This is a genomic window from Sphingobium sp. Leaf26, assembly GCF_001421665.1.
Taxonomy (GTDB): Bacteria; Pseudomonadota; Alphaproteobacteria; order Sphingomonadales; family Sphingomonadaceae; genus Sphingobium.
In genome coordinates, this window is the sequence record NZ_LMKV01000023.1 from 317,368 (window position 1) to 329,757 (window position 12,390).

Annotated in this window: 9 protein-coding genes; 4 read left to right on the forward strand and 5 right to left on the reverse strand. The window is 61.1% G+C overall.

Annotated elements, in window-relative coordinates:
* Positions 1 to 215: 215 nt before the first annotated feature.
* A complete protein-coding gene (locus ASE85_RS22575) occupies positions 216 to 1,049 on the forward strand; it encodes a WecB/TagA/CpsF family glycosyltransferase (protein WP_082462855.1) in 834 nt (277 codons plus the stop codon).
* A 58-nt stretch (positions 1,050 to 1,107) separates the two neighbouring features.
* Positions 1,108 to 2,235 (forward strand): hypothetical protein, encoded by a 1,128-nt coding sequence (locus ASE85_RS15440; protein WP_056690128.1) that lies wholly within the window; start codon positions 1,108 to 1,110, stop codon positions 2,233 to 2,235.
* On the opposite strand, the gene ASE85_RS15445 is transcribed toward ASE85_RS15440, so the two are convergent.
* Positions 2,158 to 4,152, reverse strand: coding sequence for a hypothetical protein (locus ASE85_RS15445; RefSeq protein WP_056690130.1), 1,995 nt, complete (start codon positions 4,150 to 4,152; stop codon positions 2,158 to 2,160). The two genes, ASE85_RS15440 and ASE85_RS15445, sit on opposite strands and share 78 nt — an antisense overlap.
* 386 nt (positions 4,153 to 4,538) lie before the next feature.
* On the opposite strand from ASE85_RS15445, the gene ASE85_RS15450 reads away from it, so the two are divergent.
* Both ASE85_RS15450 and ASE85_RS15455 read left to right on the forward strand, forming a co-directional pair.
* Complete coding sequence (locus tag ASE85_RS15450; RefSeq protein WP_200928373.1) at positions 4,539 to 5,819, forward strand: glycosyltransferase family 4 protein; 1,281 nt, start codon at positions 4,539 to 4,541, stop codon at positions 5,817 to 5,819.
* A gap of 3 nt (positions 5,820 to 5,822) precedes the next feature.
* A complete protein-coding gene (locus ASE85_RS15455) occupies positions 5,823 to 7,349 on the forward strand; it encodes an O-antigen ligase family protein (RefSeq protein WP_056690135.1) in 1,527 nt (508 codons plus the stop codon).
* Here ASE85_RS15455 and ASE85_RS15460 read toward each other — a convergent pair.
* From ASE85_RS15460 to ASE85_RS15475, 4 genes are read right to left on the reverse strand one after another with little or no spacing between them, the layout of a single operon-like run.
* Positions 7,330 to 8,676: an oligosaccharide flippase family protein gene (locus ASE85_RS15460; protein WP_156358370.1), complete on the reverse strand. Its 1,347-nt coding sequence runs from the start codon at positions 8,674 to 8,676 to the stop codon at positions 7,330 to 7,332. The genes ASE85_RS15455 and ASE85_RS15460 overlap by 20 nt on opposite strands.
* Positions 8,661 to 9,779 (reverse strand): acyltransferase family protein, encoded by a 1,119-nt coding sequence (locus ASE85_RS15465; RefSeq protein ID WP_082462846.1) that lies wholly within the window; start codon positions 9,777 to 9,779, stop codon positions 8,661 to 8,663. The genes ASE85_RS15460 and ASE85_RS15465 overlap by 16 nt, the downstream gene beginning before the upstream one ends.
* A 3-nt stretch (positions 9,780 to 9,782) precedes the next feature.
* Positions 9,783 to 10,919, reverse strand: a complete 1,137-nt coding sequence (locus ASE85_RS15470; RefSeq protein WP_056690144.1) for a glycosyltransferase — start codon at positions 10,917 to 10,919, stop codon at positions 9,783 to 9,785.
* 1 nt (position 10,920) lies between these two features.
* Complete coding sequence (locus ASE85_RS15475; RefSeq protein ID WP_162237466.1) at positions 10,921 to 12,237, reverse strand: glycosyltransferase family 4 protein; 1,317 nt, start codon at positions 12,235 to 12,237, stop codon at positions 10,921 to 10,923.
* Positions 12,238 to 12,390: the final 153 nt, after the last annotated feature.

The following is a 12,390-nucleotide window of genomic DNA, read 5'->3' on the forward strand; positions in this document are numbered from 1 at the left end:
GAGGCGTCTGTCAGTCGTTCGAGGATGGTCCTATTTCTGACCACTTGAAATACGGAATAGGCACCCTCCTTTTTACGCGTAGATAGAATATACGGGGATATAATGACCCCGTATATTAAATCGACCACGATGTTGCGGCGCGGATGTATAGAAATTTCGGATCTGCTGAATGTTGATCCGATATCATCCAACAGCTGTCGAGGATGGAAGATTTCATGTCCCTGGCATCGCATGTTCCCCTGCACGCACCTTCTGTGAATGTTGGTAACGAATCCCTTGTTTCACAATATTCACAGTATCGTTCACCGGCGCAGACATTCGAATTTTTCGACTTTGCGTTCAGCCAGCGAGATCAGGCCCAATTGCTGGCCGATATCGAACGACGACCGACAGATGCGGCTTTTGCCTATATCGTCACGCCCAATGTCGATCATGTCGTCCGCATCCAGCGCAAGCGATCCGATCTGTGGCCCATCTATCGCAATGCGTGGATCACGCTGTGCGATAGCCGCATATTGGGGAAGCTGGCGCAGCGGGCCGGTGTACCGTTGACGGTCGTGCCGGGCAGCGACCTGACCGTCGCGCTGCTGCGAGACATCGTTCAGGCTGACGATCGCATCGCCATAATTGGCGGGAACCCTGCCATGGTCGATACATTGCGACAGCGCTTCGGCCTTTCCCAACTGATCCATCATGATCCGCCAATGGGTTTCATTCACGATGCCCATGCGACACAAAATGCCGTACGCTTCGCGATCGTGGCGCGCGCGCGCTATGTCTTTATTGCCGTGGGATCGCCACAGCAGGAAATGCTCGCCTACCGCATCAGTCGGACAGGGCAGGCTGTAGGCGTCGGGCTTTGCATAGGGGCCAGCTTGCAATTCCTGACCGAGGAACAGGCCCGGGCTCCCAGAATCCTGCAACGTCTTTGCCTGGAATGGCTTTTCCGACTCACGCGTGATCCCAGGCGATTGTGGCGCCGCTATCTGGTGGACGGTCCCCTCATCTTCCGGATCTTTCGCCAATGGCAACGCCGCCGGGCGAAGTGACCCGCCGTCGAACGACATGAGGCATCGGCATGGACGCAAAAGATTATGGATCGCGGCTGTGGCCCTGTCGCAAGTCGGTCCGGCGACACCGGTCGTGACGCAGATGACCGGTGTCGCGGCGCCGATGGCGGTATCCCGCCAGCTTTTGCGCAGTCCACGGCGCCTGTTCCTTTCGGGGCATAGCCTGATGGATCATCCCTTCCCTGAATATCTCGAACGCCTTGCCGCAAGCATCGATCGACCTCTGCTATGGGACATGCAACAGCTGGCCGGCTCGTCCATAAAGGATCGCACCATGGGACAGGGTGCACGCCGCTGGACCGGCTATGCCGCGGGGACAAACAGGAATGACCAGCCGATAGACGTGTTGTCGGAACTTCAGCGCGCAGGTTCCTATGGAAACCAGCCTTATGACACGTTGATCATCACGGAACAGCATAGCTTGCTGGACGCTGTCGTGCGGAACGACATGATACGATATTTGCGCGATTTTCATGACCGCATGGTCGAACAGAATCCGCAGGCACGAACCTATGTTTTTGAAGCGTGGATGACCGTTGCCGACATGGACAATCCTGCATCATGGATCGCCTATGAACGATCGGCTACTCCCATATGGCGATGCGTCGCGGATCGGGTCAACCATGATCTTGCGGCATCCGGCCGCGCTGACCGCCTGATGACGATCCCGGCCGGATCGGCGCTGGCCGCACTGGTCGAACAGGCGCTATCGCCCATGTCCGTCCCCGGTTTGAAAGGACATAATGCGCGCGCGACAATGGCCACGCTTTTCCGGGACGACGTCCACCTTACCGAGACCGGCACATATTTCGTTGCGCTGCTGACGTCCGCGATAATGCATGGGCGGGCCATTCATACGCCCGAGCGCCCTTTTGGCATGCGAGAGGACACGGCGCAGAGGCTGCAACAGATTGCGTGGAATTTCACGACCGACCTTGGTGGACTATATAGACCGATGTCCAGCGACGCCTGCCTGGCCTATCTCAGCGACGATTTTGCGCCTGCCTACCTTGCCTATCAGCGCGATCTGCAATGGCGCCGCAATCCTGGCGCCAATATCTGGCTGCGATGGGTAAGGCTGCGCCTCTCATGGCCCGGTCTGTTCAGGCGCAGAGACGCCAGCAACCCGTTTCACACCGACGAGCCGGTCGTTCCGATCCTCTGATACGAGCTTTGCAAGGTCGATCAGCGCCCCGTCCGAAAAGCGCACATTGGAGATGCGGGTCACGCTTTGCACGCCGGTGGGACCGAACACCTGCACCACGGCCTGCGATGGGTGCGCCTTGAAGCGATAGGATGTCCGGCGCGCGGGCAGGACAAGCACATCATGCCCCCCGCCCCCGTCGATGCGGCTGCCCGATCCCCGCCCGGCAACGAAGCGGTCATTGCCGCTGCCTCCGACCAGCACATCATAGCCATGTGCGGTTCCGGTGAAGGTTTCTCCCTGCCTCCCGCCCAGTGCGATCCGTGCGTCGGCATAGGCAATGGCCGGTCCGCGTGCCGGAGAGGGCGGATGCGTGCGCAACCATGTCATCAATGCATCATATCGCGGCGAACCAGTCTGCCGGATCGTTTCGAGCGCCGACCAGTTCCCCCATTTGGACGGCGTGCCGATGATGCCGAAGTTCATGAAGAGACTGCCGCCCGCTTGCGCAAAGGCGCTGTAGTTGGCGGTTTCCAGCGCCCTGAATTCCGGCCTGCGCTGCAATTTGGCCAGAAAATCCGTATAAGGCTGATTAGCATGCTGGGATATGGGTGTATATTCGCCGAAACCGCTTTCATAGCTGACAAGGCGAAGGCCATGAGCCCGCGCACGTTCAGCATGATATTGATAGAGCGGCGCGTTGAAATCCGAAATCCGCTTGTTGAGGACAGCGATCGCACGAGCATAGCCACCGTCGCCATCCTTCCACCAGCTTTGGACGATGGGAACGGCGTCATCGACGTTCATCGTCCCATCATAATAGCCGGTGATGGCATACTCGTCGAAATAGTCGGCGGCATGCATCCGCCGTCCATTACCGTCGCGCCAATGCTGGGTTTCCAGGCCTGTCGCTTCCAGCCCGCGCCAGCCGAACTGGGTGCCGAACACCATCGCCACCCTACCGGATTGCAGCCCGCGTTTCTCCGCTTGGCCGAACGCCCGCTTCCAGATCATGCCCACCTGCGCCGCGCGCACACCATACCATTCCAGCCCGTCGCCATCGGGGCCGAAAATCGCGCGGGCGCGAGCGCGCGCATAGCGTGCCTGCGGGAACATCCAGTTCCAGACCTCATTGGAAAGTTCGACATGGACTTTGAGGTCGGGACGCAGATGCGCGTGGACATAGGAGGCGAAGCCTTCGACATAATCATCGCTTGCGTTGACGGGCATGGTGAACCACGGCTCGGCGCCCGTACGATTGACCAGTTCGACCATGGCTTCGACCGGCACCCCGCGACTGCCTTCCCCCCAACGCATGGACGTGGGCCTGGGCCGATCCGCCCAGTCCAGTTGCGGCGCACGCTCGATCGCCGTTTCGTCCGTCAACGGGCCACCGATAGGCGCGAACAACGCATTACTGTTCATCCAGTCCATGAAACGCAGCGCATGGAAGGGTTTGATCCGCTCGATAAATTCCGGATCAAATGTCAGCCCGGCCCGGTAAAGCGGCAGATAATCTTCCCTGATGACGCGTATGTTGCGTATCGGGTCATCCCCCCCTCCATCGGCGTCGATACGTAAATACAGGCTTCCGCCCCGGCCAGCGCTTACATGCAATTCCCCATCGGTCCGGGATAAGACCCGCGCTCCGTCAACATCGACGGCCGTGATCGCACCATGGCCCTGATAAAGGACGACATAGCGTTCGGCAGGCAGCGCAGCGGGATTGTCATGCAGGATGTTGACGAGGAGCGTACGGTAACGGCGCACGGCGGCCTCCGCCGGCGCCAGAGGCCAGCCGTCGCGGTCCTGCGCTATGGTTTCCCCCGTATCATAGACTCCTTCAGCCTGGGGCAACCAGACGCTCGCGGATTTCATCAGGTCCAGCACCGGCATGGCGCTGCTCCAATAGGCAAGGCCATCCAGATTGGTACCCATCCCCATACCGCCCGGGGACGGCCCCGAAACAGAGCGCGAAACCGGCGTGGCCGCCGCGCGATCATTATCTGTCGCGGCGGCCACGCCACCTTCCCCGCACCCAACCAGACACAACATCACGAACAAAGCGGCGGGTTTCCGACACAGAACATCCATGCACGTGATGCCTGAAATTGCCGGAGATTTCCCCACGCACTTCTCCCCTCCCAATGGGCATGATCGGATGTTGCAGGCCGTGTCCATATACTGACCGGACACATGGGTTCGAGGAGGCATGCTCCTGCCCCCCATTCTAGCCCCACGACCCCGATGCGACAGGTAGCGATATTATGGTGGTTGAATGTACCGGGAAGAAATCCGCATCGACGGTGCAAAGGCGTCACAACGTGCTGCTGCTAGCGGAAATCGCCAATCCCGAGATGGTGAGCGTGCCGCTGATCGGGTGGTGCATTGCAGAGGCGCTGGCCCGGCAGGCGGACGTGCATCTGGTGACCCATATCCGCAATCGGCCCGCCATCATCGCCATGGACTGGCAGGAAGGCCGCGATTTTTCGACCATCGATACCGAAGCCGTGGTGCGCACGATATTTCGCGTCGCGCGATTTCTTGGCGCGAGCGACAATCGTGGCTGGACGATCTACCAGGCGTTGGCGCCGATCGGATGCTATGCGTTCGAAAAAGCGGTCTGGGATAAATTCCGGTCGGCCTTGAAGGCCGGCGCCTACGACATCGTGCATCGCCTGACGCCGATGAGTCCGACGACCCCCTCTTATCTTGCCGCGCGGCTCAAGCGGCTGGGCGTCCCGCTGGTGGTCGGGCCGCTCAATGGCGGGCTGCCATGGCCGGACGGCTTTGCGGATCGCCGAACGCGCGAGCGGGAATGGCTGTCGCACCTGCGCGGCGCCTATAAATGGCTGCCGGGTTATAGGGCGACCCGCCGCGACGCCGCAGCGATACTGGCAGGATCGCTCCATAGTCTTTCTGAATTACCGGAGCAGGCTCGGCCGCGCAGCTTTCACTTCCCCGAAAATGGCATCGATCCTGCTCGCTTCGCCTTGCGACGGACAAGGCGTGCGCAGGCACCGCTGCGTGGCGCATTTGTCGGGCGGCTGGTGCCGTATAAATGCGCCGACGTGCTGATCCGCGCGGCACAGGACATGTTGCGGGCGAATGCCCTCCATCTCGACATCATCGGCGACGGGCCGGAACGCGACTCTATCGCCGCGCTGGTCAGGGAACTGCGCGTCGATCAAGCGGTCACGCTTCATGGCGCAGTAGAGCATCGGCAGGTGCAGTCATTGCTCGTCGATTGCGATTTTCTGGCCTGCCCCAGCATAAGGGAATTTGGCGGGGGCGTGGTGCTGGAAGCCATGGCATTAGGTGTGGCGCCCATCGTCGCCGACTATGGCGGTCCCATCGAATTGATGGACGATCAGACCGGCATTCGCGTGCCCTTTGCGAGCGCGCAAACGCTGGAAGAGGGGTTTCGTGGCGTCATTTCCGCTTTACTGAAGGATCCCGCGCGCCTCGACCTGTTGGGCGATGCGGCCGTCGAGCGCGTCCGGACGCTGTTTACCTGGGACCGGAAGGCCGAACAGATCATGCAGCTCTACGACTGGGTACGCGACGGCGGATCACGCCCTTCATTGATGCCCGGAATCTTTTGACCCATGTCGTTCCTCGTCATCCTGATGCTGACCGCCATGGCGCTGGCAGGCGCGAGATATTTGCCCGGCAGGCTTGGCGCGCTGGCTGGACCGCATCAGATGACCGCTGCGCTCGCCTTGCCGCTGATCGGAACTTTCGGCCTTCACTATGCGACATTCGCGGCCGGTGTCATCGGCCTGATCCTGCTGGCGCCGGGATTTGGCCGTGCGGGTCTGGTCCTGCCCGGCCCAGGCGCCCTGGACCTGCGCTACCGACTGTTTCTGCTATGCCTGCCGCTGATGCCGATGATGGTTTACACCATTGCCATCGGCGGCCTGACCTTTGCCCAGCTTACCTATGTCCATCTGCTCAGCATGGGCCTGTTGCTGGCGATGCTGATGGCGGGCGAACGCATCTACCACCCAAGGCTGCTGCAATGGGATATCTTACTGATATTGATGCTGATCGTACAGGCGTCCATGGACTGCCGCGGGAACGACCTGACCTATTCGATCCGCGCTTGCAATCAGGTGATCCTGAACCTTGGCCTGCCCTATCTCGCCGTCAGCCGGGCGTTCATCCGATCCAGATCGCCCAATGATCTAATGCTGTCCGTCGTCCTGGGCGGCTGCATATTGGCCCTGATCGTGACGTTCGAGGCACCCCGTCACTGGCTACTGTACGACACCATGCCACAGAGTATCGGGGCCGATCCCGAGTTGAGTTCGGGCTATGCCAAGCAACGGGGCGGGTTGCTGCGGGGGCGCGCCAGTTTCCCCGAATCCACAGGCCTGTCGCTGCTGCTGGGTCTGGACGTTGTGATACTCGTCGCGCTGCGGCGGCATCTGGAGTCGCGGCTCACCTTCTTCGCGACCTTGGCGCTGCTGGCGTGTGGCGTGTTCTTCACCCTCGCGCGCATCGGCTATATCGTCATTGTCGCCGGCCTGATCGCCTGCATGGTGCAGGAGCGCCGATGGGTAGGGCTATTCAAGATGCTACTGGCGATGCCCCTATGTGCCGGTCTATTGTTGCTGCTGTCCCGCGTCATACCTACGCTCGCCGCGTCGATCGGCACGGGGGAAGACGCGGCCGGATCGGTCGATTACAGATCCGAACTTCTGTCTTCCGGGATGGCGCTGGTGCGCGAAAACTGGGCGGCTGGGCTTAGCATGCCGGACTTGCTGGCGCGGCTTGAGCATCTGCGTCAGGGTGAAGGGATCATAGACCTGGTCGATCAGCCGCTCACCATATTGATGCGCGGTGGCGTGATCGGAGCGGCGGTCTATTATGCCATATTGCTTGGCGTCCTGAGCCGTTTGTTCGCGCGCGGCCCTGCTTTGGGGCGGGATTCGGCCATGTCGGCAACGGCATGCTTCGCCGGGCTGGTGGGACTGATGGCCAGCCTGACCACGACCAGCTACGGGCGCAACGAAACAACATATGTGATGTTGCTGGCGGCGGGCGCGGGATTGCTTGCGCGGCGCAGGGCAAGCGTCGGAGCGGTTGCCAGCGGGCACCCACTTCACGCCCTTATGGCGCCTTCAGCATGAAATACAGCACGTTGCCCATCAAGCCGAACCCCATGCCCAGCAACAGAGCCATAATGATGAGCGCCTCCTCCCCCATCCTCAGCAGTCCAGCGCGCCGCAGTTCATACCAGCAATAGCATTGCACGGGCAGTTCGATACCACCCACCGCAGCAACCAGCCCTATGGGGCCGAACAACAGGAAGCCGGCGCTTCCTGCGCTCAGCAACCATCCAAGCCGCACCAGATTCGCATAGAGCAGCGCCTGAACCCGGCCGACAACGATCAATATCTCGCGCGCGGCATAGTTGTTCATGGCGATGGCCGGAGCGAGCGCGAGAAGCTGTAGATAGGTGGCCGCGGCTTGATATCGGGGATCATAGAGCAGATCGACGACCGCCGGTCCCATGCTGATGAAACCGCCCATCGCGACCATGTATAACAGGGTCAACTTGCGGCGACTGGCATAGTAGATCCGCGCCAGATTGGCGGGTTCGTCCCTCAGCGCGCGCGCGAAAGCAGGCAGAAGGATGCGATTGGGGTAGAGGGTCGTGAAGCCGGAAGCGGCGCTCGAAAGGTTGGACGCCAGCGAATAGAGGCCAAACAGGGACAGCGGAAAAATGCGAGAGAGAGCGATCTTGTCGACGTTGGACAGCAGAACCTGGATCGTGTGGGCGCTCGCGATCGTGCGACCAAAACGCCAGAGATCGCGGACTTCCTGCTCGTCGTAGGCGAGACGTCGTCCAGCGCCGGGGAAAAGCAGGTAGCTGAGCAGCGATTTGAGCGCGGTCCCGACCAGTCCGGCCAGGATGATCGCCCAATAGCTGTGCAGGAGCAGCGCCAGCGCGATGCCCGCCACCGTCTGGCTCACGGCGCTGACGATGTCGAGCAGACTGAGCATCAACAGCCGTTCCTGCCGGATCGTCGTGAAGGGCGCGAGCGAGGAACAACCGTCGATCAGGAAGTGCAAGGCAGTAACGGCAATGGCGACCTGCAACATAGGCTTGTCGAGCGCCTGGGCGAGCGGACCGGCGCAGGTGGCAAGCAGCAGGGTCAGGGCCAGCCCACGCGCCAGCCGGACCGTCCAGATGATGTCGAGCAGATGCGGATCGTCGCCGCGGGCATGGCGGATGATATAGACGCCGAAGCCCACGTCGGAGATCATCAGCAGAATGTTGAGGATCGCCCCGGTCAGCCCGGCGACGCCGAAATCGGCAGGCGACAATACCCTGGTCAATATGATGGTGCTGACGATACGCAGCAGGTTCGATGCGATGATCGTGATTGCGACCAGACTGACCCCGCTGGACATCGCCCGGTGCCATTTTGGTCGTTCTATGACGGTCGCCACGCCTTTATCCTGCCCCTGTTGCGGTCATGCGCCCATGCCCCATGTCGAAGGCGAACCATCATTGGCCGCTCCAGGAAGAGGAAGATCATGAGGGATACGCCCACGCAAAATGGCGGGAGAGACAACGACATGGACAGGTAATGCGCCGGATCGCTGCCCCACAACCGATGGGTCAGCGTGATGATCGGCCGATGGGTCAGATATAGTGCGAAGGATGATTCCCCCAGCAGGATTAGCCACGGATGGCGCAAGGCACGCGAGACGGCACCTCCCCCATAAGCGAAAGTCAGCACGGCAACTGCCATGATCGGCAGATACGCCAGTTGCCAGCGCAGCGGCATCGGCAAGGCCATGAGCGAAAAGCCGATCATCGCCGCAGGCACGGCGATAACGACTGCAACCTCCGCGCCCGTGCCGGCCAGCGCGTGGCCATATCGCGACCGCCAAACCCGATACAGCAGCATGCCGACGAGGAAGTCGATCAGCCGCACCGGAGGAAAGACATAAAAGACCCATTCTTCGGTGGCCGAATAGCCGCCATGCCGAGCCATGATTATCGCAAAAACCGTTATCAGGAGAAGACCGCTGGCCAGGCACAGCCCAAGCGATCGGGTCTGCATCCGGCAAAGCCACGGAAAGAGCGCATAGAAAGCGAGTTCGTCGGACAGGCTCCAGGACGGGCCATTGAGCGCATAGTGAATGGTCGGATCGGGCGCCCAGGCGTGCATCAGGCCAAGGTTGAGAAGGATCGTACCGGGGCCGGGCATCTCCCCCGCCAGCGCCAGCCAGCCGATGAAGAGCAGCGCCATGAGCCAGTGCAATGGCGCGATGCGACAGATGCGCAGCATGATGTAGGATCGCAGGCCGATCGAGCCTTGCTTCAGCCGGTCGCCATAGGCGTGGGACAGGATGAAGCCCGACAGGATGTAGAAGAAGGACACGCCGCAATAGCCCTGCCGAAACAGTGTTTCGTACAGCAAGCCACTTACCCTGCCTGAACCATCGCCCAGGAAGTCGAGATGGGACAGCAGTACGGCAAAGGCCGCAACGAAGCGTAAGGCCGTCAGTTGGGAGAGGGAGGAAGACCCGTCCAGCGCCGCCACGCATCACCCTGCATCCGGCGCGAGCAAGGCGAGATATCGGTCCGCCACCTGTCGCGTGCTGAACTGGTCGAGCCAGCTCCGCGCGACGGGTGCAGGCTTTTCCCGCAGCACATCCAACATCGCCGCGCTCATCCCCTCCAGGTCGCCCACCGGTACCAACGTACCGCACTGCCCCCGGTTGAGCGCCTCGGCTGGCCCCGACGGGCAGTCGGTCGCGACCACCGGCGTACCTACCGCCATCGCCTCTATCACGACATTGGCGAGGCTTTCGAAATCGGACGACAGGACCATCAAAGTCGCCTTGGCCACATAAGCGTGGGGATTGGGGACAAAGCCCAGCAGGGCGACATCGTCTTGCAACCCCATCTGCGCCACCAGCGCAGCGAGCATATCACGCTCCCCACCATCCCCCAGAATGACCAGTCGGGCCGGCATCTGCGCCCGCACGCGGGCAAAGGCGCGGATCAAAAGGGAAAAATTCTTCTGCGGTTCCATCCGTCCCACGGCGATGATGACGGGACATCCGCCACCGGCAAACCAGGGATGATCCACGGGTTCTTGCGACTGGGCGATCATCGCGTCGTTGACGATCGGATTATAGATGCAGGCGATGCTTTTCGGATCGATGCGGATCACCTTTGCCAGATCAAGCGCTGTACCCTTCGACACGGCAACGATCCGATCGGCAAAGGGGTAGAGATAATGCGCCAGCGGGAAGAACCAGTAGCGTGACTGCCACGGCCTGGGACCAGCCCGATCGACGGACGGGAAACAATGTTCGGTCAGCATCAATCGAAACGGCATGCCCGCTATCCATCGCACGACGACGGCGTAGAGGTTGGGAAACCCGAAGCTCGTACACATCAGCGCTGTCGGGCGATGTTCCCGCATGTAACGGCGCAGCTTGAACAGCCGGGCTAGCGGCCCCCTTGCATCGAGCACATCATATCCAACGCCGGGGGGAATGAGTGCGCGGAACGGGGAATGGGGATTGTCGATATCGACCAGGATCGAACAGCGGATGCCGCGGCGCAGAAATTCCTCGGCCAGGTTGAACACTACCCGATCGACACCGCCATTGTGTAACTGACGGGTGTAGAAAATAATGTCGACCTGACTGACGGACGCGCGTACCGCCATTTCAGTTCACCACGCGCAGGAATATGGACGGGATGGGCAGAATGGCCGGCGACGGCTCCGTGAGGGCAACGGCCGGAACCGTGCTTCTCTTCTTTTTTGCGACTTCCGCCAGAATGTTCAACATGTCGTCAGCCTTGTCGGCCCAGCCATGCCGCGCCTGTTCAAGATGGCGCCGCGCAGCCGTTCCCATCGACTGGCGCAACAATGGAGACTGAACCATGCGACGCATGGCGCTGGTCAGCCCGGCCACGACTGCCTCTTTGGATGTCGGATCGATAAGCAGCGCGCAATCGGCCGAGGCATATTGCGCCACGCCACCCCAATTGAGGCCGATGACCGGCAGGCCTACAGCCATCGCCTCCATCATGGCCATCCCGCCGCATTCGCGCAGCGATGGCGTCACATAGACATCCGTTTGTCGCAGCAAAGCCTGATAATGATCGCGTCCCAGGCGCCCATACAGGGTGATATGCTGGTTCAATTCCTCCCGCCTTACCTGTGCCTTGATCTCTTCCAGCAATTCACCGTCCCCGACCAGATGCAGCATGGCGCCGCCCGATCGGGCCAGTGGCGCGAAAGCCTGCACCAGAAGTCCTATCCCCTTCCAATCGACGAACCGTGCGCAAAAAATGAAGCTCACCGGCGCATTGGCAGGGCGCACTAGCGGCGGGCGCACCTGCCACCTTTCCAGATCGACCGCACTTTCCATAAGCTGGTACACCTTGCCGCGCACACCGGGCGGCAAAGCCTCACGGGTCTGGTCATTGGCAACGACCAGGGCGGTCGCGCGCAATTTCCCTGGAAATAATCGGTGCAGCAACGCCGAGCCCCATCTGGATGCAGCGATCGCTGCACGGACGATCGCGCTGTCCATCCGGCGAAAGGCCGGTGGCAGGTTCATGCCGCCGCTCATCGGACCAATGACGACCGGAGCGCCCAGCCCCAGCATGAAACTGAGCGCCTTCGCCGCGATCGGCGTGGGCTGGAACACGACATCGATATTCAGCGCTTTCACCATGGCGCGCGCAATGCCGCGCATGCGCCATTGTGTGACCAGCTGAATCAGCTGGTTGAAGATCAGATCCTCGACCCGATATGGGAAATGCCGACCGATCCGGAAAAGCAGGCGCTGTAGCGCGGAATCCGACACGAAACGGACGCGATCAAATTCGTCCGGCGGCAGGTCGGCGCGCAAATCCTCCCGCACCCGTTCATGGCACACCATATAGACATCTTCGCCGTTGGCGATGAACTGCTCGAAATAGCAGCAGGGCAGCAACGTCTCGCCGCTCATACGTAGCGATATGTTTTCAGCCACCAGCAATATCCGCATGCCCGTGTCCCCCAGACGTTATCGGCGTCATCGAGGACGCCACGGCATGCTACCCCCCCGTCGGGCATCGCCACAGCCTGCGATCTACGTTGGGCAATATCGGAAGGCGCTGGCCACCACGGTGTTTCGAGGGGCGGT

Bases quoted from the DNA above. Each gene is read 5' to 3' on its own strand.
- ASE85_RS22575 (WP_082462855.1), top strand. From the start codon at position 216: ATGTCCCTGGCATCGCATGTTCCCCTGCACGCACCTTCTGTGAATGTT.
- ASE85_RS15445 (WP_056690130.1), bottom strand. From the start codon at position 4,152: ATGGGTACCAATCTGGATGGCCTTGCCTATTGGAGCAGCGCCATGCCG.
- ASE85_RS15455 (WP_056690135.1), top strand. From the start codon at position 5,823: ATGTCGTTCCTCGTCATCCTGATGCTGACCGCCATGGCGCTGGCAGGC.
- ASE85_RS15470 (WP_056690144.1), bottom strand. From the start codon at position 10,919: ATGGCGGTACGCGCGTCCGTCAGTCAGGTCGACATTATTTTCTACACC.